Source organism: Microbacterium sp. oral taxon 186 str. F0373 (assembly GCF_000411455.1).
GTDB lineage: Bacteria > Actinomycetota > Actinomycetes > Actinomycetales > Microbacteriaceae > Microbacterium.
The window spans coordinates 416,887-436,888 of sequence record NZ_KE150458.1 but is presented as its reverse complement, the minus strand read 5'-3'; the positions used below and the strand labels follow the sequence as shown (position 1 = coordinate 436,888).

Below are 20,002 nucleotides of genomic sequence, written 5' to 3'. Positions count from 1 at the left end.
CGCTGGACGTGGCCATCTGTGGATAACGCACGACGCGCGTCACGCGCTCTCCCGTTCGCGGACGCGCTGACCGACCACAGCAGACACGCCGTCCTGTCGCATCGATACCCCGTAGAGCGCGTCCGCGATCTCCATCGTGCGCTTCTGGTGTGTGATCACGATCAGCTGGCTCGAGGCGCGCAGCTTCTCGAAGACGCCCAACAGCCGTCCCAGATTGGCATCGTCGAGAGCGGCCTCGACCTCGTCGAGGATGTAGAACGGGCTCGGACGCGCCATGAAGATCGCGGTCAGCAGCGCGACGGCGGCCAGGGAGCGCTCGCCGCCCGACAGCAGCGAAAGGCGCTCGATCTTCTTGCCGACCGGACGCACCGACACCTCGATTCCCGTGGTCAGGGGGCTGTCGGGATCGGTCAGGGAGATGCTGCCGGAGCCGCCCGGGAACAGGATCGGGAACACCTCGCCGAACGCCACGCGCGTGTCCTCGAACGCCGCCAGGAAGATCGTCTGCATGCGTTCGTCGAGCTCCGCGATGATCGTCTGCAGGTCGGTGCGCGTCTGGACGAGATCGGCGAGCTGCTCGGTGAGGAACGCATGCCTCTGCTCGAGCGCGGCGTACTCCTCGAGGGCGAGCGGATTGACGCGTCCGAGCTGCCCGAGCTTGCGTTCGGCATCCTGCAGCCGCTTGCGTTGCGCCGCGCGATCGTACGGCAGCGGTTGCTCGCCCTCGCCTCCGGGCAGGGGAACGTCCGGACCGTATTCCGAGACGAGAATATTCTCTTCGAGGCTGAGCTCGGAGCGAACGCGATCGAGCAGGCTCGTGACATGCAGGCGCTTCTCGTGCATTTGCAGCTCGAGTCCGTGCACGCTTTCGGTGAGTCGGCCCAGTCGCTCGCGCACACTCGCTTCCTCGGTGCGCAGTGAGGCCAGCTCGGCGGTCAAGGCGGTGCGCGCCTGCTCGGCGAGCTGCAGTTCCACGCGTGCCTGGGTCACGGACCGGTCGACCGAATCGAGCACCGGGGGCAGTGCATCGGCGACCTCGGCCGCCAGCGCTCGCTGTGCACGACGGATCACGGCGCGGCGTGCGGCCTCCGCCGCCGCGGCGCGCTCGCGCTCGCGCTGGCGCACGAGCTGATCGACCCGGCCTTCGCCGGCGCGCACGCGCTCACGCAGCGTCTCGACATCCAGACGCGCGCGCATCTCGCGGTCGCGCGCACCCTCCAAAGCGTCGAGCAGACCGTCGCGGGCTGACGCGTCGAGGATGGGGCGGGGAGCCTGCTGGGCGCTCTCGAACGCATCATTGGCCGCGCGGGCCGCCCTCTCGGCTTCCGCGACCGCGGATGACGCCTGAGCGAGGCCAGCTTCCAAACGCTCACACTCCGCGACGGCCGCTTCGTGGCGCACCGTGGCACGGTTGACCTGCTCGGTGTGTGCCGCCAGAGCGGCGTCGTGCTCGCGCAGGCTCTGCAGAGCGTCCTTCGTCCGCGATCGTGCGTCGTTCCACGACTCCTGGGCGTCGGCGAGGGCTTCGCGGAGGGAATCCGCGACGACCGTGATCTCCGCGAGGCGTTCAGCCGCGGCATCCCGCTCCGCAGCCAGCTCCAGGCGCGAGCGTCCGGCCCCGGAGCCCGCATGGATCGTGTAAGCCGTCAGCAGTTCGCCGGCGCGGGTGACGATCGTCGTCCCGGCTGCCGGGCCGTCGATGAGCGTGCGCCGGACGGCGTGCGCGGAATCGAGGTCATCGACGATCAGGACGCGCGCGAGGATGCCGAGGATGCCGGCTGGTGCGGTGACGACGTCCGCCGCGGCGATCGCGCCATCGGGGATCTCTGCCGTCGGCACGACCGCTGCGACGTCGGCGATCGTGATGTCGACCCGGCCGAGGTCGGCGTCGCGCGCACCGCGGGCCGCCGCGATCGCCGCATCGATGTCGTCGACCAGCAGACCCTCCGCCAGGGCACCGAGAGCCGCCGCGATCGCCGCTTCGTATCCCGACCGCACCTTGACGGCGTCGCCGACCAGGCCACGGATGCCGGAGCCTCCACGCGCAATCAACTCGGCCGCGGCGTTACGGACGTCCAGGGCTCGTCCCAGTGCCGCGGTCTGCGCGGTCAGAGACTCCCGCTCCCGTTCGGCAGCGTGCAGCCGCTCGCGGATCGCCCCGAGTTCGTTCTCGGCTGCCGTGGCGTCGCGCTGCGCCCGCTCGTAGGCCGCGGCGTGCTCGGCGGATGACCCCTCGGTCACCAGATCGGGGTCGATACCCGCGAGAGCCGCCTCCGCCTCGGCGCGGCGCGCGAGGGCCGCGTCGAGCGCGCGCTGCTGGCGCTCGACGCCCGCGCGCACGGCCTCGAGGCGGGATGCCGCGGCATCCGCCGCTCCGCGGAGCTTCGTGATCCGCATGTCGTGCTCGGAGACGAGGGCGCTCTGGGCGGCGATGTCGGAGTCGAGTGCGTCCAGTTCTGCACGCGCCCGCATCACGTCGCGGGAGGCGGCTTCCGCGGCATCCTGGGCACCGCCGAGGCCGGCCGAGATCTCATCGATCTCCGCGCGTGCCTCGTCGATCGAGGCCTGGCTGACCGTGGCGACCTCGATTCCCAGCGTGCTGTCGTCCTCCAGGAGAGCGAGACGCTGGCCCGCGAGGGAGAAGAGACCGCGGAGCCGCTCCTGCACGCGCTCCAGACCGAAGGCAACCGCGCGCGCGGCGTCGACGGCTTCCGAACGTTGCTGCGCCTCGAGCGCGTCGATGCGCAGCTTGAGCTGCTCGGACTGATCCTGCAGAACCAGGCGCTCGGCGCTGCGCTCCTGCTCCGTACGCGCATGGTCGGCCAGCTGCGTGCGCAGGCCGACCAGTTCGTCCGCGAACAGCCGTGCCTTGGCATCGCGCACGACGGCCGCGATGGTGGCCGCCTCGCGCGCGATCTCCGCCTGCTTGCCGAGGGGCTTGAGCTGTCGACGCAGCTCCCCGGCGAGGTCGCTCAGTCGCGTGAGGTTCGCCTCCATCGCGTCCAGCTTTCGCAGCGTCTTCTCCTTGCGCCGCCGGTGCTTCAGGATGCCGGCAGCCTCCTCCACGAAGCCGCGACGATCTTCCGGGCTCGCCTGCAGCACGCTGTCGAGCCGCCCCTGACCGACGATCACATGCATCTCCCGCCCGAGGCCGGAGTCGCTCAGAAGCTCCTGCACATCGAGCAGTCGGCAGCTCGCGCCGTTGATCGCGTACTCGCTGCTTCCGTTGCGGAAGAGCGTGCGGCTGATGGTCACTTCGCTGTACTCGATGGGCAGCGCGCCGTCGCTGTTGTCGATCGTCAGCTGCACCTCGGCACGGCCGAGCGGGCCACGCGTGGAGGTGCCGGCGAAGATGACGTCCTCCATCTTGCCGCCGCGGAGGGTCTTCGCGCCCTGCTCCCCCATGACCCACGCGAGAGCATCGACCACGTTCGACTTGCCGGATCCGTTCGGACCGACGATGCAGGTGACGCCGGGCTCGAGCGCGAAGGTGGTCGGCTGTGCGAACGACTTGAAGCCCTTGAGCGTCAGGCTCTTCAGGTGCATTCGCGAGTCCTCCTGGAGTGGGTGTGCGCTCCACGCTATCGGAACGACACGCGAACACCGGCTTGACGCGCGCCGAGAGCACCCGCTAGCGTGACAGACCGCGTCTGAAGTCGAGAAAGGAGGTCCCCGACATGATTCTGTTGAACGCCACCGGCACCATCGCCACCGCGATGCCCGCATACCCGTTCCGTGAGCGCACGGGGACCGTCTCCTTCGACGCCGTCCGCGGCGTCTGCTGACCCGCTCCGACGAGAGCTCTGCCCTTTTGCCGGGCACGACCGCGTCGTCCGTCAGCATCCCCGGCACACGCAGCTTCGTCGCGTCTGCCGCCGCCGTAGCCCGGCACCTTCCCGCCTCCCGAGCGCGTCCGCGCTCTCCCACAGGAAAGCACCGCACGATGCACACCTTCATCGCGTCGGCCCTGCACGCCAGCGACCCCGAACGCCGCCGCATCCGTCTCGCCGAGCGCGAGCGCGAGCAGCGCGAGCTCGAATGGCAGCGCCGCCGACAGATCCTTCCCTACCTCTGATCCGCCTCTGCCGGGGCGTCCGTCTGCGGCGCCCCGGCCCCCACCTCAAGGACATCTCGTGACCACCACGGTTCCCGGACTCCAGTTCCGTTCCCTCACCATTCCCACCTCCATGGATGCCGGCGATGCCGCCGACTTCCGCGAGTTCACCCGCGTCCGCAACCTCGTCTACCGCGAGATCGCCGGCACCGATGACGACGCGATGACACCCGAAGAGCTGCTCCCCCACTACCAGGCCGACCCGGACGAGATCCGTCATGCCTGGGTGGTGATCGTCGACGGCGCGTTCGTCGGCCGTGTGGGCGTCGATCTGCCGCTCGAAGACGGATCGCGCAACGCCTTCTGGCTCGTCGAACTGCTCGCCGCGCACCACGGACGTGGCATCGGATCGGCCGGATACCGTCTGATCGAGCAGACCGCACGCGAACACGGGCGCACGATCCTGCAGTCATGGGCGCAGCATCCGGATGCCGACGGAGATCGATTGGTGGCCCCGACCGGCTATGGATCGATTCCTCGCGACCACGCGGCACGGTTCTACCTGCGCCACGGCTATACCCTCGAGCAGATCGAGCGTCAGAGCGAGTTGATCCTCGCGGGTGCGGACGCGACCGTCCGTCACCTCCGTGCCGAGGCGGAGACGGCATCCGCCGGCTACCGCGTCCTCCAGTGGCAGGGCGCGACCCCGGCGACACACGTCGACGCGTACGCCTGGATGAAGTCCCGGATGTCGACCGATGCGCCCAGCGCCGATCTCGACTTCGATGAGGAGACCTGGGATGCCGAGCGGGTCGCCCGTCACGACGCGAAGTACGTCGAGTCGGGCCGCACCAAGCTGGTCACCGCTGCGCAGCACGTCGACAGCGGTGAGCTGGTGGCCTTCAATGAGCTCGTCATCGGGACCGATCCGACCGGGCCCAGCCACCAGGAGGACACCCTGGTGCTTCGCGAGCACCGCGGCCACCGGCTCGGCCAGCTCGTCAAATGTGCGGGTCTGCAGACCTGGCGCCGCAACATCGCCCCGCAGTCGCCGAAGGTCATCACCTACAACGCGGAGGAGAATCGGCCGATGCTGGACATCAACGAGAGGATCGGCTTCGTGCCCGTCGCCTACAACGGCGCCTGGAAGAAGGTGCTGACGTGAGCGATGTCACCATCCGGCCCATCCGGGTCCCCCCGTCGATGGACGCGCCGGAGATCGCCGACCTCGAGGCGCTGCGGGAGCTGCGCAACGCGCACGGGCGTCAGGTACACGGCTCGAGCGCGTACGACCTGACGCTGCCCCAGGTTCTCGCCGCGTGGCAGGATCAGGCGGATCGCACGGTGATCGGTCGTCTCGCGGAGTGCAACGGCCTCGTCGTCGGCAGCGTGGGCGTCGACTACCTGCCAGATGGCCAGTCACGGACCGCCGGTGTGATGGTGAGGGTGCGCGAAGAACACCGTCGTCGGGGCATCGGTACCCGTCTGCTCCGTGAGGCCGAGGGCATCGCGGCCGACCTGGGGCGATCGGTGTTGCAAGCGTGGACAGAACACCGCCATCCCGGTGGTGCGTCCGTGGGTGCCTCGACGGGATTCGGTGCCGTTGACACGTGTCGAGACCTACAACGCCGAGGAGAATCGGCCGAGGAGCGAGATGAACGAGGCCATCGGCTTCACTCCGGTCTCTTCTGCAGGCGAGTGGCAGAAGCGCCTCAGCTGAAACGCTGGCAGCGTGGACAGTAGTGGCTGGACCGGTTCATGAATGATGCCCGGGCGATCGGACGACCGCACCGCGGACAGGGCAGCCCGTCTCTGCCGTAGGCGTTCAGCGAGTGGGCGAAGTAGCCCGCTTGACCGTTGACATTCACATACTGGGCGTCGAAGCTGGTGCCGCCCTCGGCGAGGGCCTTCAGCAGCACGGCCCGCACTTCGGCGAACAGGCGGCGCAGAGCGCGCACGCTGAGTGCAGCGGCCGGCGACTCGGGGTGGATCCGCGCAGCCCACAGCGCCTCATCCGCGTAGATGTTCCCCACGCCGCTGAGCACGCTCTGATCGAGAAGGACGCGCTTGATGGCTGAACGCTTCGTCCGCACGCGTGCCACGACCGCGGCTTCATCGAACGCGTCATCGAGGGGATCGCGCCCGATGTGGGCGACCTGCGAGGGAACGAGCGCCTCGGTGCTGCCCCAGCCGCCGGCCCATCCGTCCGCCGTGGGGACGAGGTCGTCGATCGCGAGCGAGCCGAAGGTCCGCTGGTCGGCGAACACCACGACGAGCTCGCCGTGCTCAGGATGAGCGATATCGATGCGTACGCGTTCGTGACGTTCCACAGGCGCACCCGAGGGACGTAGCAGCATCTGTCCGCTCATCCCTAGGTGGGCGATGATCGCGGCGCGGTCCGCAGCGGATGCCGGATCCAGCGGCATCCACAGGAACTTCCCACGCCGCGCCACACCCCCGACCCGTCGACCCGTCAACGCGCGCTCGAACGAGGTCGCGTCGCCGTCGTGACGCGTCAGCGCCCGCGGGTCGCGTGCATCGACGCCGATGATCAGCGCCCCAGCGACGGCCGGTGCCAGCCCGGCGCGCACGACCTCGACTTCGGGCAGCTCAGGCACGATCGCTGAGCGTGCGCCACAGCGTCAGAGCCGCAGCCATCTCCGCCTGCTTCTTGCTGGAGCCCACTCCGGTCGCCGTCGCGTCGCCGACGCTGACCGTCGCGGTGAACACGCGATTGTGATCGGGGCCTTCGGCCGAGATCACGTAGGCGGGCGGCGCGAGAGTGAGCCGTGCCGCAAGTTCCTGCAGGCTCGTCTTCGGGTCCATCGCGGCGCCGTAGCGGTCGGGGTCGGCCATCAACGGCTCCACGAGCCGCAGCACCAGTGCCGTGGCCGCGTCCGGTCCTGCTGAGAGGAACGTGGCGCCGATGACCGCTTCCATCGTGTCGGCGAGGATCGAATCCTTGTCACGTCCGCCGGTCTGATCCTCACCGCGTCCGAGGCGCAGGTGCTCCCCCAGATCGATGCCCCGGGCGACCTCGGCGAGGGCGACCGTCGACACGACGCTCGCCCGACGCTTCGCGAGGGCGCCCTCTTCGAGCTCCGGGTGCGTGAGGAACAGATGCACCGTCACGGCCTGTCCGAGGATCGAATCGCCGAGGAACTCGAGCCTCTCGTTGTGCGGGATTCCGCCGTTTTCGTAGGCGAAGGAACGGTGCGTGAGCGCAACCGACAGAAGCTCGGGGTCGATGTCGACCCCGAGCTTGTCGGAGAGCACACGGTGCTCGATCACGGCATCCGCCATCAGATGGCCGCCGCGATCAGATGTCAGCGACCTTGCGGCCCTTGTATTCGAGGAACAGCTCGGTACCCTGCGAGTCGGTGACGACCTTCGCCTGGTGGGGACGGCTGTAGACGACCTTGCCGTTCTCGACGGTCTTGACGAGCGTGGGGGCCTCGGCCTTCCACTGCGCGCGACGCGAACGAGTGTTGGAGCGGGAGACCTTCCGCTTCGGGGGGTTACCTGCCATGGCTAGCTCTTCTCTGTATCGGTGACGACGCGGCTCGCGGCCTCGTCATCAGGGTCTGGGGTGAGGGCCTTCAGCGCGGCCCAGCGCTCGTCGATCGGAATCTCCGGCACGGTTCCTGCGGCCAGCCTCTCACCCGTGATGGGGTCGAGCCCCGGGCAGTCCGGCTGGCACACCGGCTGGAATGGAAGCGAGAGGACGATCGCGTCCCTGACGAGAGTTTCAAGATCCACGTGGTCGTCTTGAACCTCGAAGTCGATCGCTTCGGTCCCAGGATACCCGAAGAGCTCCTGAAACTCGACTTCGACAGGCCGGGCGATGTCGGTGAGGCATCGGCCGCACACGCCTGTGTACTCGGTGTCGATCTCGGCCGTCACCAGGATGCCCTCGTGGACAGACTCGAGACGGACCGCAAGTTCGATGGGCTCACCCTCAGGAACGGACACGAGACCCTCGCCCCATTTCGCCGGCGCAGGGACCTCGATGTCGAACTCGCGCATCTCTCCCGCGCGATGCGAGATATCGCGCACCGGGAACACGAACGGACCGCTCACATGCATTCTGACCACCACGCAATGCTAGCCGCCTCGTGGGCAGCCGAGGCCGTCAGCCCGCCCGCGCTCCCGTGTCGAGGAAGCGCGCGACCGGCCCGGGGACGAACGGTGAGACGTCGCCGCCGAGGGCGGCAACCTGACGCACGAGCGAACTCGACACCAGCGCGTGCGCAGGGTCGGGCAGCAGGAAAACGGTCTCGATCTCGGCCAAGTGCCGGTTGACGATCGCCATCGGCGTCTCGTAGGCGACGTCGATCTGCGAACGGATGCCCTTGACCAGTACGCCCGCATCGACATCCTGCGCGTAATCGACGAGGAGACCGACACTCCACGAGGCGACGACGACATTGCCTTCGACGCCCTCTTCGGCGATGGACTGCTCGAGGAGACTGAGCCGCTGCGCGATCGGCAGCATCGCCTCTTTGCCCGGATTGTGCACCACGAGGACGTGCAGCTCGTCATACAGAGCGGCCGCACGGCGGATGACGTCGAGATGACCGAGGGTCGGCGGATCGAACGAACCGGGGACGACCGCGATGCGGTTGTTCATACCGCCAAGCCTAGCGGGGCCGCACTCCGGCGCCGTCAGCTCTTGGAGAGCGCTGCGCGCTCCTGCTGCCCGACGCGCCGCTCGATCGCCGCGACGAGCCCCGGATGACGTCCGAGCGTCGGATCGCCGGACAACACGTCCTCCGCGGCCGCGCGAGCCCGCGCGATCAGGTCGGCATCCTGTACGACGCGAAGAAGCCGGAGCGACGTCCGTGCTCCTGATTGCGCATCGCCGAGGACGTCGCCTTCGCCGCGGAGTTCAAGGTCGATCTCGGCGAGGAGGAAGCCGTCCGTCGTGGAGGCGACCGCCTCCACCCGTGAACGGGCCGGCGTCCCGTCCGGCGCCTCCGTGACCAGAAGGCACAGCCCGGCGACCGCGCCGCGGCCGACCCGGCCGCGAAGCTGGTGAAGCTGCGAGACGCCGAATCGATCGGCCTCCATGATGATCATCGTGGAGGCGTTGGGGACGTCGACGCCGACCTCCACCACCGTGGTGGCCACGAGCACGTCAATTTGCCCGGCCGCGAAGGCCTGCATGACCGCATCCTTCTGCTCCCCCGGCATCTTCCCGTGCAGGATCTCGACCCGCAGGCCGTCGAAGGAGGGGATGCCGGCGAGCATCTGAGCGACCTGGACGACTCCCCATCGGGTGCGAGGCTGTTCGCCCTCGACGGCGCCCACATCGACCGGCAGGTCGTCCGCGGCATCCTTTGCCGGGGTGCCGAGCGCTTCGGCATCGATGGCGGCGCAGACGACGAAGACCTGGTGCCCAGCGGCGACCTCTTCTGCGGCGCGCTCCCATACGCGTGCGAACCACCCGGGCTTCTCTGCGAGCGGCGCCACGTGCGTCGTGATCCCTGCCCTCCCGGTCGGCATGGTCCGAATGGTGGAGACATCCAGGTCTCCGAAGACGGTCATCGCGACGGTGCGCGGAATGGGCGTCGCCGTGAGCACCAGGACATGTGGCGCGGTCCCCTTCGCGCGGAGGGTCTCGCGCTGCTCGACTCCGAAGCGGTGCTGCTCATCGACGACGACGAGACCGAGGTCGGCGAACGTCGTCGACGCGCTCAGCAGGGCGTGTGTGCCCACCACGATCCGCGCCTGTCCCGACGCGACCCGCAGTGCCGCCTTCCGCCGCTCGGCGGCAGGTAGCTGCCCGGTCAGCAGCGTGGGCATCAGCTCCGGCGCGAGCTGCGGTCCCAGCATCCGAGCGATCGAGCGGACGTGCTGCGCTGCGAGGACCTCGGTCGGGGCGATCAGGGCGGACTGCCCACCGGACTGTGCCACCTGCAGCATGGCGCGCAGCGCCACGAGCGTCTTGCCCGAACCGACCTCACCCTGAACCAGACGGTTCATCGGCCACGGGCCTTCCAGATCGGCGGCGATCTGCGTGCCGACCGCGTCCTGGTCGGCGGTGCGTGTGAACGGCAGGCGGGCATCGAAGACGTGGAGCAGCTCGCCCGCCGGGCGCGCGGTCGCCGCCATGGCCCGCACCGTCTCGCGCTGCTGGAGGAGCGCGGTCTGCAGAATGAACGCCTCGTGCATGCGCAGCGTTCGTCGCGCGTCGTCGATCTGATCGAAGCTCTCCGGAATGTGGATGCGCCGGAGAGCCGTCGTCGCATCCAGCAGCCCCTCGTCCGCGCGCATCGCGTCGGGGAGGGGGTCGGGAATCGGCGCCAGCGCGGCCAGCACGGTCGCGACGGCCTTCTGCACCTGCCACGTCGCCACGGTGCTCGTCGCCGGGTAGATCGGAATCGGCGTGTGCTGCTGCGCCTCCGCGTTCAATCGCGCCGCGTCGACGTCGTCGAAGAGGGTGTAATCGGGATGGGCCAGCTGCTGGTGCCCCTGGAACTGGCCGACCTTGCCCGAGAACATGCCCTGCCGACCGACCTGGAGGTCATTGGCGCGCCAGGCCTGGTTGAAGAAGGTCAGTGTCAACGCTCCCGCGCCGTCGCTGATCACGACCTCGAGGATCGAGCCGCGACGCTGACGCATCTGCCGCGACGACACCGAGCGCACTTCGGCGACGATCGTCACCTGCTCGCCGAGCGGCAGCGAATCGATCGGCGTGAGCTCGCCGCGCCGGGCGTAGCGCCGGGGGTAGTGCGTCAGCAGATCGGCCACCGTGCTCATGCCGAATGCCCGCTCGAACAGCTTCGCGGTCGGCGCTCCCAGCGCGTCACCCAAGGCGGTGTCGAGCGTGATCGCGGGCATGCGACGAGTCTATGCAGACCTACCGACGCCCCGTTCGTCATGCAAGCCCGCGCAGCGGTCGCGCTATCGTGAAGCGGTGACGCGCATCATCTCCGGTCTCGCTGGGTCTCTTGTCTTGACCGTCCCCGATGCCGGCACGCGGCCCACGAGCGATCGTGTGCGGGAGTCGCTCTTCGGCGCCCTGGATGCTGCGGGCCTCATCGAGGAGGCCGCCGTTCTCGACCTCTACGCCGGCTCCGGAGCGCTCGGTCTCGAGGCCGTCAGCCGGGGTGCAGCCTCCGCCGATCTCGTGGAGAAGTCTGCGCGCGCCGCTGCCGTCGCCGCTCGCAACGCGCACGCCGTCGGCACGGCGGTCCCCGACGTCGCGATTCGCGTGCATCGGGTGAGTGTCGACGCCTTTCTGCGCAGCGGCACAACGCTCTTCGATCTCGTGTTCGTGGACCCCCCCTACGACCTCGCGGACAGCGAGCTGCGAGACGTCCTCGGACTGCTCGCCGCACGCCTGGACCCTGACGCCGTCGTCATCGTCGAGCGGGCCACACGTTCCGGCGCGCCCACGCTTCCCGACTCGTTGATACTCACACGCGAGAAGACCTACGGCGACACGACCGTGTGGTGGGTGCGCGTGCGCGTCTGACACGACCCGAACACTTCTCGCATTGCGTCCTGACAAACGTGGCTCATCGTGGTGGTCAAGAGAATCCCCCGTGTTCTCGCCCCCTTTTCCATCGCCGCTGTCGCGGTGGGCGCTTGCGCGTCGGCGGCGTCCGCCGCTACGACGGATGACCCGACCTCGACCTCGACACACGCGCCCTCGCCGCCGGCGATCGCGAGCTGCGTCTGCCCCCGAGCGGTGTCGCCGAAGTCGCCGCAGAGAGACAGCGGGAGCTCCTTCTGTCGATCTCGCACGAGATGAGAACTCCGCTGACGGCCATTCGGGGCTATGCGGAGGCGCTCGCGGATGGTCTGGTCTCCCCCGTTCGATCGCATGAGGTCCGAGAGGTCCTCCGCGCCGACGAAGGCCGCGGGCTGACGGCGCACGACGCCGCCCACGCCTTCGACCGCGGGCTGCTGCGCGAGCGGTACCGGGATGTGCGCGCAGTCGGCTCCGGCCTGGCGCTGTCGATCGCCGCGCGCCTCGTGCAACGCAACGCCGACGGCGTGAGCACGCCACACGGACGATACAGGCCTTCAGCCGCGACCCGCATCCCAATCACGGTGAGGGTCCCATCCTCCGATGCCGGAGAAGGGCGAACCGCCGACGGTCACACGTGGCTGCGTATCGGCGTACACCGTGCCGATGGGGCGAAACCCGTCCGGCAGAGGAGCATTCGGTGGGAAGCAGGCGAGCAGCCCATGGTCCTCACCACCGTGCAGCGCCATCTCATCGAGCTCAGGGCTGAGATCGATCCGTACCCTTGAGGCCTCCGCCATCCGGCGGGCGTCGAGCACGAGACCGTCCGAGATGTCCATCATCGCCGTCGCCCCCGCGCGCGCCGCCCGCGGTCCCTGCGCCAGCTGAGGACGCGGGCGCAGCTGGGCCGCGAGGTCATCGCGCTCGGAGGCGCTGAGCGCGTCGGCATCCACCGGGACGGGTGTGCCCTCGGCATCCCGGAACCGGTCGAACAGCAGCGCCAGCCCCCGCGCCGCCGCGCCCAGTTCGCCCGTGACGGCGACGACGTCACCCGGCCGTGCTCCCGAACGCAGCACGGGCGCTTCGCCGTCGAGCGAGCCCAGCACGGTCACGGCGATCGTCAGGGTGTCGGATGCCGCGAGATCCCCGCCCTCCACGGCGCACCCGGGAGCGAGCGTGTCGCAGGCCTCCCGCAGCCCGCGGGCGACATCCTCCGCGAAGGAGACGGGAGTGTCATCGGGCAGGGCGAGCGCCACGATCAGAGCGGTGGGACGGGCGCCCATCGCGGCGATGTCGGAGAGGTTCACCGCCGCCGCCTTCCAGCCCAGGTCCTCCCCGCTCGACCACGCAAGCCGGAAGTCGGGCCCGTGCACCAGCGTGTCGGTCGAGACGACGACGCGACCATCCGGGGCCGAGAGCACGGCAGCATCATCGCCGGGGCCGAGAAGCGCCCGCGACGACCCGTCGAGTACGGCGAGGATGCGGCGCAGCACCTCACGCTCGCCGAGGTCGCGGACGGTCGGCGCGATCGGTGTGCTCATCGCTCCACGGTAGCCTGGCGTGGTGTTCCGCTCGCGCCTGCTCGTCGTCCCTCTGACCGTGGCGATGGCTCTCGGCGTCGCGGTGGGCGTCACCGGCTGCAGCTCGACGGTCTCGATGACACCGGCGAAGGGCGCGAACGATCCCGCCTGCGCCGAGGTGACCTCCAGGCTCCCCGCGACCGTCGACGGGCAACCGCGACGATGGACGGATGCGCAGGCCACGGGCGCTTGGGGCTCCCCCGCCAGCGTCCTGCTCACCTGCGGTCTCGACGCCCCGGGCCCGTCGGCTCTCGTCTGCCAGACGGTGGACGGCATCGACTGGATCATGGACGATTCCGAGGCGCCCAAGTATCGGTTCACGACGTTCGGTCGGACCCCTGCCGTCCAGGTCTATCTCGACTACGACGTGGTGAGCGGTCGCGACGTGCTCAGCGCGCTGTCATCCGCCGTGCAGCAGCTGCCTACCGACGGTCGCAGCTGCATCGCCCGCCCCTCGTCCTGACGCGCCGTCGCGACAGCCGAGCGCCTCAGCGCACGCGCGCGAGATCGATGAGCTCGCTGATGAGGTCCCGGTAGCTCATTCCCGTCGCGATCCAGCACTTCGGGAACATCGAGATGGGCGTGAACCCCGGCATCGTGTTGACCTCGTTGACGAAGAACTCGGTTCCCGTGAAGAAGAAGTCCACCCGTGCCAGTCCCTCGCCGCCCAGAGCCTCGAACGCGCGGGCCGCGACGCGCTGCATCTCGGCGAGTTCGCCGCTGTGCAGCTGCGCGGGGCAGACGAGGTCGATACCGGCGGCATCGAGGTACTTGGCTTTGAAGTCGTAGAAGTCCCGCCCCGTGATCACGATCTCCCCGGCGACGCTGACGCGCGGCGCGGCGCCGTCCCGACCGGCGAGGACGCCGCACTCGACCTCGCGGCCCACGATCGCTTGCTCGACCAGCACCGTGCCGTCTTCGGCGAAGGCGGTCGCCAGCGCGGCATCCAACTCGGACCAGTCGGACACCTTCGACACGCCCACGCTCGACCCGGCCCGCGCCGGCTTGACGAACGCCGGCAGGCCGAGCGCGCGGATCCGCCGCAGCCACAGGTCGCTCTCACGGGCCAGGGCTGCCTCGGTGACAGTGACCCACGGCACGACCGGGACGCCGGCAGCCTTCAGCACGCTCTTGGTGGTGTGCTTGTCCATGCCGATCGCCGACATCAACAGTCCGGCACCGACGTAGGGCAGATCGAGCAGCTCGAGGAAGCCCTGGATCGTGCCGTCCTCGCCGAAGCGGCCGTGCAGGATCGGGAAGACGACGTCGATGTCGCCGAGCGAGCGGATGCCGTCGGCATCCTGAACGCGCAGCTCGCGGGAGCGGACGGAGTCGGGCCACAGGATGCGCGTGCCGTTGTCGACGACTTCCGGCAGACGTTCCGGGTTGAGCGCGAACTTGTCGGGGTCGTCGTCTTCGAGCACGAAAGCGCCGTCGCGCGTGATCCCTACCGGAATGACGTCGAAGCGATCACGGTCGATCGCCCGAAGCACGCCGCCCGCCGTCGCGGAGCTGATCGCGTGCTCGCTGGAACGCCCTCCGAAGAGCACCGCCACTACCGCTTTGTCCATGCTGGGTCCTCTCGCCCGTGGGCTTGTCGTCGTCGGTGGTCAGATGCGGCGCGATGTCGCGAGGATTCATCGTGCCGTCCAGAACCATCTTGACCTGTTCCACGATGGGCATCTGGACGCCGGAGGCGCGGGCCAGCTGCAGCACCGGTGCCACCGACGCGAGTCCCTCGGCGGTCTGGTTCATCTGCTTCACCACGTCCTGGAAGCTGTAGCCCTGGCCGAGGAGTCGCCCGGCGGTGTTGTTGCGGCTCAGCGGAGACTGACACGTCGCGATGAGGTCGCCGAGACCGGCCAGCCCCTGCAGCGTCTCCGGCTGCGCGCCCTGGGCCACGGCGAAGTCGGTCATCTCCACGAGACCGCGCGTGATGATGGAGGCCTTCGTGTTCTCGCCGTAACCGACGCCGTCGACGATGCCGATCGCGACGGCGATGAGGTTCTTCAGCACACCACCGAACTCGGTGCCGATCACATCCGTGTTCACGAAAGTCCGGAAGTAGTCGTTGCGAGCGCGCCGGGCGACCGCCTCGGCCGTGTCACGGCTGGTGGAGGAGATGACGGCTGCCGTGGGCTGCTCCCGGGCGATCTCGAGCGCAAGGTTCGGGCCGGACGCGACCGCGATGCGGGCCGGGTCGCAGTGCAGCTCCTCGGCGATGACCTCGCTCATCCGCCGCCCGCTGCGCTTCTCGACGCCCTTCATCAGCGACACGATCGGCGCGTCACTGTCGCGCACGAGAGGACGCACCGCCTTCAGGTTCTGTCGCAGCGCCTGGCTCGAGATCGCGAGATAGATCTGCGAGGCACCCTCGAGCGCCTCCGAGAGGTGCGTCGTCGCCGACATCGTGCGCGGCAGGTTGATCCCGGGCAGATACTCGCTGTTGCGGTGCCCTTCCTGAATCTCCTGCGCGAGCTCGGCGCGGCGAGCCCACATCACCACGTGGGCGCCGCCGTCGGCGAGCACCTTGCCGAACGTGGTTCCCCAGCTGCCCGAGCCGATCACCGCGACCCGCGGCAACACCGACTCGCCCCTACGCGTCAAGGCGACCCGTTTCGTTCTGCCCGTGGGCGGAGGGGTTCCACCGTTCGGTCGGCGGCTGTTCGTCGCGCAACGTGCCCAACAGGGCCGAGATGTCGGCCATCACGGCATCGGTGGCGGCGATGAGGTTAGCCGATCCCGTCGCACCCGGTCCGGTGAACGCCGACAGGTCTGTCGCCGGTCCGAGGGCGAGGCGAACGCGGCGGCGCGGCGGCCAGAGGCGGAGCTTGCCGTAGCGCGGGAGGATCTGCTGCACACCCCAGGTCGCCGCCGGAATCACGGGGATCGGCTCGCCGGCTGCCAGGGCGAGACGCACCGCACCGGTCTTGCCGCGCATCGGCCACATGTCGGGATCGCGCGTGAGCGAGCCCTCCGGGTAGACGATGACGCCGCGACCATGGGTCACGAGGTCTTGCGACTGCTGAAGGGTCTGCTTCGCGGCGGCCGACGACGACGCGCGTGCCACCGGGACCATACCGGTTGCGCGCAAGGCGGCTCCGAGCACGGGCACGCGGAAGAGGCTCTCCTTCGCCATGAACCGCGGCGCGCGCCCCATTCGCCACGTGCCGACGGCGATGATCAGCGGGTCGAACTCGCTGTAGTGGTTCGGAGCGAGCACGTAGGGGCCCTCCGCCGGGAGGTGCTCCGCGCCGGTGATCTCGATCTTCGCGAACCATCCGACGGCAGGCACGATGATCGCCGCGAGTGGCCAGAATACGGAAGGACGCGTCTTCTCAGCGGAAGCCCGGCGGCGTGCCGGGCCGACGGCGCCCGTCATCCGACGACGTCGAAGTCGGCGCCGAGGATCGTGAGCTTCTCGAGGAACTTCTCGTATCCGCGACGGATGATGTCGACGCCCGCGACGCGCGAGCGCCCCTGCGCAGCCAGAGCCGCGATCACATAGCTGTAGCCTCCCCGGAGGTCCGGGACGACCACGTCGGCGCCGTGCAGCGGCGTCGGACCGGTGATCACCGCGGCCTGCTCCAGTGCGCGGCGCGCCACGCGCCGCTCGGGGCTGGCGATGCCCTCGGGGTGCACGACGATGTCGGCACCCATCTTGTTCAGAGCCTGCGTGAAGCCGAGCCGGTTCTCATAGACGGTCTCGTGCACCGTCGAGACGCCCTCGGCCTGCGTCAGAGCCACGATGAGCGGCTGCTGCCAGTCGGTCATGAATCCCGGGTGGACGTCGGTCTCGACGACGACGGGCTTCAGGGCTCCCCCGCGGCGGAAGCGGATGCCGTCCTCGTGGATGTCGAAGTCGCCGCCCACCTTGCGGAAGACGTTGAGGAAGGTGAGCATCTCCTGCTGCTTGGCTCCACCGACGAAGATGTCACCGTCGGTGGCCAGCGCCGCGCACGCCCACGAGGCGGCTTCGTTGCGGTCGAAGATGCTCCGGTGGTCGTAGCCGCGAAGGGTGTCGACGCCTTCGATGAAGATGACGCGGTTGGGCTCGTAGGAGATGATCGCGCCCATCTTCTGCAGCACGGCGATCAGATCCATGATCTCGGGCTCGATCGCGGCGTTTCGCAGCTCGGTCGTGCCCTTCGCGCGCACCGCGGTCAGCAGCACCTGTTCCGTCGCGCCCACGCTGGGGTACGGCAGGGCGATGTTCGCGCCTTTGAGTCCGTTCGGCGCGGACAACCGGATGCCGCTGGGCAGCTTGTCGACGGTGGCCCCGAAGGCGCGCAGGGCGTCGAGGTGGAAGTCGATCGGACGGTCGCCGATGCGGCATCCGCCGAGATCCGGAATGAATGCCTGCCCGAGCAGATGCAGCAGCGGGCCGCAGAAGAGGATCGGGATACGGGACGCGCCGGCGTGCGCGTCGATCTCTTCCATGTGCGCGGAGACCGCACCGCGCGGGTCGAGACGCAGGACCCCTTCGCCCTCATCGGTGACGGTGACCCCGTGCACCTCCAGCAGGGAGCGCACGACCTTCACATCGCTGATGTCGGGGACATCGCGCAGCACGCTCTCGGTCTCCCCGAGCAGCGCCGCCACCATCGCCTTGGTCGCGAGGTTCTTCGCGCCCTTCACCTCGACGCGCCCCTTCAGCGGCCGTCCTCCGCGGATCTCGAGGACCGAAACCTCGCCTCCGGCGGGTGTCGACGCCGAAGCGCTCAGAAGGGTGTTCATGGATCGGACCTCACAGTGTGTGTCGAGGACGGGGAAGCGAAAGACAGATGATCGGCGCCGGTGAAGGCGCGATCCGTCCTAGCGAACGGGGAGCGTCCGCGGGCGCCACGCCTCGCGGCGCGCCTCGAACTGCGCGATCTTGTCCTCATTGCGCAGAGTCAGCCCGATGTCGTCCAGACCTTCGAGGAGCCTCCACCTAGTGTAATCGTCGATCTCGAACGAGACCCGGAGCTCGCCGATCACGGCCGTGCGCTCGAGAAGGTCGACCGTCATCTCGATCCCCGGCTGCGCCTCGATCTGGGCCCAGATGGCCTCCACGTCAGCTTCGGAGATCACGCCGGTGACCAGGCCTTGCTTGCCCGCATTGCCCCGGAAGATGTCGGCGAACTTCGGGCTCAGCACGACCTGGAAGCCGTAGTCGCGCAGGGCCCAGACGGCGTGTTCGCGGCTCGAGCCGGTACCGAAGTCCGGCCCCGCCACGAGGATCGAGGCGCGCGCGAACGCCGGCTGGTTGAGGACGAAATCAGGGTCCTGACGCCAGTTGGCGAACAGTGCGTCTTCGAAGCCCGTCTTGGTGACGCGCTTGAGATAGACGGCGGGGATGATCTGGTCGGTGTCGACCGCGGACCGCGTCAGCGCGGCGGCGATACCGGTGTGCGTCGTGAACTTCTCCATGTCAGGCCTCGACCTTCTCGACGGCGGGCAGATCGGACGGGCTGGCGAGCCGCCCCAGCACGGCCGTCGCGGCGGCCACCAGCGGCGAGACGAGGTGAGTGCGGCCGCCCTTGCCCTGGCGTCCTTCGAAGTTGCGGTTGCTCGTGGATGCGCACCGCTCTCCGGGGGCCAACTGGTCGGGGTTCATCCCGAGGCACATCGAACACCCCGCGAAACGCCACTCCGCACCGAACGCGGTGAAGACCTTGTCCAGCCCCTCCGCCTCCGCTTCCAGACGTACCCGCGCCGAGCCGGGGACGACCATGACGCGGACGCCGTCGGCCTTGTGGCGGCCCTCGATGACCGAGGCGAAGGCGCGCAGATCTTCGATGCGGCTGTTCGTGCAGGAGCCCATGAAGACGGCATCCACCGTCACGTCCTTCAGCGGTGTCCCGGCGGCGAGGTCCATGTACGCGAGGGCGCGCTCGGCGGCCGCGCGCTCGTTGGCGTCCGCGAAGGATGCTGGGTCGGGCACGACGTCACTCAGTGAGACGCCCTGGCCGGGGTTGGTACCCCACGTGACGAAGGGCTCGAGCTCGTTCGCATCGAGGAAGACCTCGGCGTCGTAGACCGCGCCCTCGTCGCTCGGGAGAGTCCGCCAGTAGGCGACGGCGTCATCCCAGTCCTGGCCCTGCGGAGCGTGCGGCTTGTCCTTGACGTAGGCGAACGTGGTCTCGTCCGGGGCGATCATGCCGGCGCGGGCCCCGGCCTCGATCGACATGTTGCACATCGTCATCCGACCCTCCATCGACAGAGACCGGATGGCGCTGCCGCGGAACTCGAGCACATAGCCCTGGCCGCCGTTCGCGCCGATCTTGGCGATGATGGCGAGGATGATGTCCTTCGCGGTCACTCCCGGCTTCAGCTCTCCCTCGACCGTGATGGCCATCGTCTTGAAGGGCTTCAGCGGCAGCGTCTGCGTCGCCAGAACGTGCTCCACCTCGCTCGTACCGATGCCGAACGCCATCGCTCCGAAGGCGCCGTGCGTCGAGGTGTGGCTGTCGCCGCAGACGACCGTGATGCCCGGCATCGTCAGACCCAGCTGAGGGCCGACGACGTGGACGATGCCCTGCTCCTTGTCACCCAGCGAGTGCAGCCGCACCCCGAACTCGTCGGCGTTGCGTCGCAGCGTCTCGATCTGCGTACGACTGGTGAGATCGGCGATCGGCTTGTCGATGTCGAGCGTGGGCGTGTTGTGGTCCTCGGTCGCGATCGTCAGATCGAGCCGTCGCACCGGACGGCCCTCGGCGCGCAGACCATCGAATGCCTGGGGGCTGGTCACCTCGTGGACGAGGTGCAGATCGATGTAGATGAGGTCGGGCTGACCGTCTTCGCCCTTCACGACGAGGTGGTCCTCCCAGACCTTCTCAGCCAGGGTCCGCGGACGGTCGGGAATCGTGGTGCTCATGCTGTCTCGTTCTCCAGATAAGGGGATCAAGC

At 69.0% G+C, this 20,002-nt stretch carries 19 protein-coding genes; 5 read left to right on the top strand and 14 right to left on the bottom strand.

The features are described 5' to 3' along the window. Nucleotides 1–39: 39 nt before the first annotated feature. Nucleotides 40–3,546, bottom strand: coding sequence for a chromosome segregation protein SMC (gene smc, locus HMPREF1529_RS12120; RefSeq protein WP_016465032.1), 3,507 nt, complete (start codon nucleotides 3,544–3,546; stop codon nucleotides 40–42). 397 nt (nucleotides 3,547–3,943) lie between these two features. Between smc and HMPREF1529_RS16440 the strand changes: the two genes are divergently transcribed. From HMPREF1529_RS16440 to HMPREF1529_RS12110, 3 genes are read left to right on the top strand one after another with little or no spacing between them, the layout of a single operon-like run. Next, nucleotides 3,944–4,075, top strand: a complete 132-nt coding sequence (locus HMPREF1529_RS16440) for a hypothetical protein (RefSeq protein ID WP_005050221.1) — start codon at nucleotides 3,944–3,946, stop codon at nucleotides 4,073–4,075. Between the two features lie 58 nt (nucleotides 4,076–4,133). Further along, nucleotides 4,134–5,219, top strand: a complete 1,086-nt coding sequence (locus HMPREF1529_RS12115) for a GNAT family N-acetyltransferase (protein ID WP_005050219.1) — start codon at nucleotides 4,134–4,136, stop codon at nucleotides 5,217–5,219. After that, complete coding sequence (locus tag HMPREF1529_RS12110) at nucleotides 5,216–5,797, top strand: GNAT family N-acetyltransferase (RefSeq protein ID WP_005050218.1); 582 nt, start codon at nucleotides 5,216–5,218, stop codon at nucleotides 5,795–5,797. The genes HMPREF1529_RS12115 and HMPREF1529_RS12110 overlap by 4 nt, the downstream gene beginning before the upstream one ends. Here the strand turns inward: HMPREF1529_RS12110 and mutM are convergent. The 6 genes from mutM to HMPREF1529_RS12080 are packed head-to-tail and all read right to left on the bottom strand — an operon-like array spanning nucleotide 5,767 to nucleotide 10,897. Then, nucleotides 5,767–6,672 carry a bifunctional DNA-formamidopyrimidine glycosylase/DNA-(apurinic or apyrimidinic site) lyase gene (gene mutM, locus HMPREF1529_RS12105; RefSeq protein WP_005050215.1) on the bottom strand — a complete coding sequence of 302 codons (906 nt, stop codon included), beginning with the start codon at nucleotides 6,670–6,672 and terminating at the stop codon, nucleotides 5,767–5,769. The genes HMPREF1529_RS12110 and mutM overlap by 31 nt on opposite strands. Then, a complete protein-coding gene (rnc, locus tag HMPREF1529_RS12100) occupies nucleotides 6,665–7,357 on the bottom strand; it encodes a ribonuclease III (RefSeq protein WP_005050213.1) in 693 nt (230 codons plus the stop codon). Before rnc ends, mutM begins: the two co-directional genes overlap by 8 nt. A 16-nt stretch (nucleotides 7,358–7,373) precedes the next feature. Further along, nucleotides 7,374–7,583, bottom strand: a complete 210-nt coding sequence (gene rpmF, locus HMPREF1529_RS12095) for a 50S ribosomal protein L32 (protein WP_005050211.1) — start codon at nucleotides 7,581–7,583, stop codon at nucleotides 7,374–7,376. 2 nt (nucleotides 7,584–7,585) lie between these two features. Continuing rightward, complete coding sequence (locus tag HMPREF1529_RS12090) at nucleotides 7,586–8,140, bottom strand: YceD family protein (protein WP_016465031.1); 555 nt, start codon at nucleotides 8,138–8,140, stop codon at nucleotides 7,586–7,588. Nucleotides 8,141–8,186: 46 nt separating this feature from the next. Beyond that, on the bottom strand, nucleotides 8,187–8,684 hold the full coding sequence (gene coaD, locus HMPREF1529_RS12085) for a pantetheine-phosphate adenylyltransferase (protein ID WP_005050208.1): 498 nt from the start codon (nucleotides 8,682–8,684) through the stop codon (nucleotides 8,187–8,189). A 35-nt stretch (nucleotides 8,685–8,719) separates the two neighbouring features. Further along, nucleotides 8,720–10,897: an ATP-dependent DNA helicase RecG gene (locus tag HMPREF1529_RS12080; protein WP_016465030.1), complete on the bottom strand. Its 2,178-nt coding sequence runs from the start codon at nucleotides 10,895–10,897 to the stop codon at nucleotides 8,720–8,722. Between the two features lie 76 nt (nucleotides 10,898–10,973). Between HMPREF1529_RS12080 and rsmD the strand changes: the two genes are divergently transcribed. Continuing rightward, nucleotides 10,974–11,534 carry a 16S rRNA (guanine(966)-N(2))-methyltransferase RsmD gene (gene rsmD, locus HMPREF1529_RS12075; RefSeq protein ID WP_082230644.1) on the top strand — a complete coding sequence of 187 codons (561 nt, stop codon included), beginning with the start codon at nucleotides 10,974–10,976 and terminating at the stop codon, nucleotides 11,532–11,534. Between the two features lie 554 nt (nucleotides 11,535–12,088). Here rsmD and thiL read toward each other — a convergent pair. Continuing rightward, the gene (gene thiL, locus HMPREF1529_RS12065; protein WP_005050199.1) at nucleotides 12,089–13,072 is read right to left on the bottom strand and encodes a thiamine-phosphate kinase; all 984 of its coding nucleotides are present in this window, start codon (nucleotides 13,070–13,072) and stop codon (nucleotides 12,089–12,091) included. Between the two features lie 22 nt (nucleotides 13,073–13,094). On the opposite strand from thiL, the gene HMPREF1529_RS12060 reads away from it, so the two are divergent. Continuing rightward, nucleotides 13,095–13,574, top strand: a complete 480-nt coding sequence (locus HMPREF1529_RS12060; RefSeq protein WP_232212125.1) for a DUF3515 family protein — start codon at nucleotides 13,095–13,097, stop codon at nucleotides 13,572–13,574. 25 nt (nucleotides 13,575–13,599) lie between these two features. Here HMPREF1529_RS12060 and HMPREF1529_RS12055 read toward each other — a convergent pair whose 3' ends face one another. From HMPREF1529_RS12055 to leuC, 6 genes are all read right to left on the bottom strand, one after another. Continuing rightward, nucleotides 13,600–14,682: a D-alanine--D-alanine ligase family protein gene (locus HMPREF1529_RS12055; RefSeq protein WP_084675258.1), complete on the bottom strand. Its 1,083-nt coding sequence runs from the start codon at nucleotides 14,680–14,682 to the stop codon at nucleotides 13,600–13,602. Next, nucleotides 14,582–15,697: an NAD(P)H-dependent glycerol-3-phosphate dehydrogenase gene (locus tag HMPREF1529_RS12050; protein WP_016465027.1), complete on the bottom strand. Its 1,116-nt coding sequence runs from the start codon at nucleotides 15,695–15,697 to the stop codon at nucleotides 14,582–14,584. Before HMPREF1529_RS12050 ends, HMPREF1529_RS12055 begins: the two co-directional genes overlap by 101 nt. Nucleotides 15,698–15,707: 10 nt before the next feature. Continuing rightward, entirely contained in the window at nucleotides 15,708–16,493 is a 786-nt protein-coding gene (locus HMPREF1529_RS12045; protein ID WP_016465026.1) for a lysophospholipid acyltransferase family protein, read from the bottom strand. Further along, nucleotides 16,490–17,848, bottom strand: a complete 1,359-nt coding sequence (gene murA, locus HMPREF1529_RS12040; protein WP_005050187.1) for a UDP-N-acetylglucosamine 1-carboxyvinyltransferase — start codon at nucleotides 17,846–17,848, stop codon at nucleotides 16,490–16,492. Before murA ends, HMPREF1529_RS12045 begins: the two co-directional genes overlap by 4 nt. 78 nt (nucleotides 17,849–17,926) lie before the next feature. Next, the gene (gene leuD / locus HMPREF1529_RS12035) at nucleotides 17,927–18,523 is read right to left on the bottom strand and encodes a 3-isopropylmalate dehydratase small subunit (protein ID WP_005050185.1); all 597 of its coding nucleotides are present in this window, start codon (nucleotides 18,521–18,523) and stop codon (nucleotides 17,927–17,929) included. Between the two features lies 1 nt (nucleotide 18,524). Further along, the gene (gene leuC, locus HMPREF1529_RS12030) at nucleotides 18,525–19,970 is read right to left on the bottom strand and encodes a 3-isopropylmalate dehydratase large subunit (protein ID WP_016465025.1); all 1,446 of its coding nucleotides are present in this window, start codon (nucleotides 19,968–19,970) and stop codon (nucleotides 18,525–18,527) included. Between the last annotated feature and the right edge of the window lie 32 nt (nucleotides 19,971–20,002).

Coding starts and splice junctions, on each gene's coding strand:
- smc (WP_016465032.1), bottom strand. CDS start 3,546: ATGCACCTGAAGAGCCTGACGCTCAAGGGCTTCAAGTCGTTCGCACAG.
- HMPREF1529_RS16440 (WP_005050221.1), top strand. CDS start 3,944: ATGCACACCTTCATCGCGTCGGCCCTGCACGCCAGCGACCCCGAACGC.
- rnc (WP_005050213.1), bottom strand. CDS start 7,357: ATGGCGGATGCCGTGATCGAGCACCGTGTGCTCTCCGACAAGCTCGGG.
- rpmF (WP_005050211.1), bottom strand. CDS start 7,583: ATGGCAGGTAACCCCCCGAAGCGGAAGGTCTCCCGCTCCAACACTCGT.
- HMPREF1529_RS12090 (WP_016465031.1), bottom strand. CDS start 8,140: ATGCATGTGAGCGGTCCGTTCGTGTTCCCGGTGCGCGATATCTCGCAT.
- coaD (WP_005050208.1), bottom strand. CDS start 8,684: ATGAACAACCGCATCGCGGTCGTCCCCGGTTCGTTCGATCCGCCGACC.
- HMPREF1529_RS12080 (WP_016465030.1), bottom strand. CDS start 10,897: ATGCCCGCGATCACGCTCGACACCGCCTTGGGTGACGCGCTGGGAGCG.
- thiL (WP_005050199.1), bottom strand. CDS start 13,072: ATGAGCACACCGATCGCGCCGACCGTCCGCGACCTCGGCGAGCGTGAG.
- HMPREF1529_RS12055 (WP_084675258.1), bottom strand. CDS start 14,682: ATGGACAAAGCGGTAGTGGCGGTGCTCTTCGGAGGGCGTTCCAGCGAG.
- HMPREF1529_RS12045 (WP_016465026.1), bottom strand. CDS start 16,493: ATGACGGGCGCCGTCGGCCCGGCACGCCGCCGGGCTTCCGCTGAGAAG.
- murA (WP_005050187.1), bottom strand. CDS start 17,848: ATGAACACCCTTCTGAGCGCTTCGGCGTCGACACCCGCCGGAGGCGAG.
- leuD (WP_005050185.1), bottom strand. CDS start 18,523: ATGGAGAAGTTCACGACGCACACCGGTATCGCCGCCGCGCTGACGCGG.
- leuC (WP_016465025.1), bottom strand. CDS start 19,970: ATGAGCACCACGATTCCCGACCGTCCGCGGACCCTGGCTGAGAAGGTC.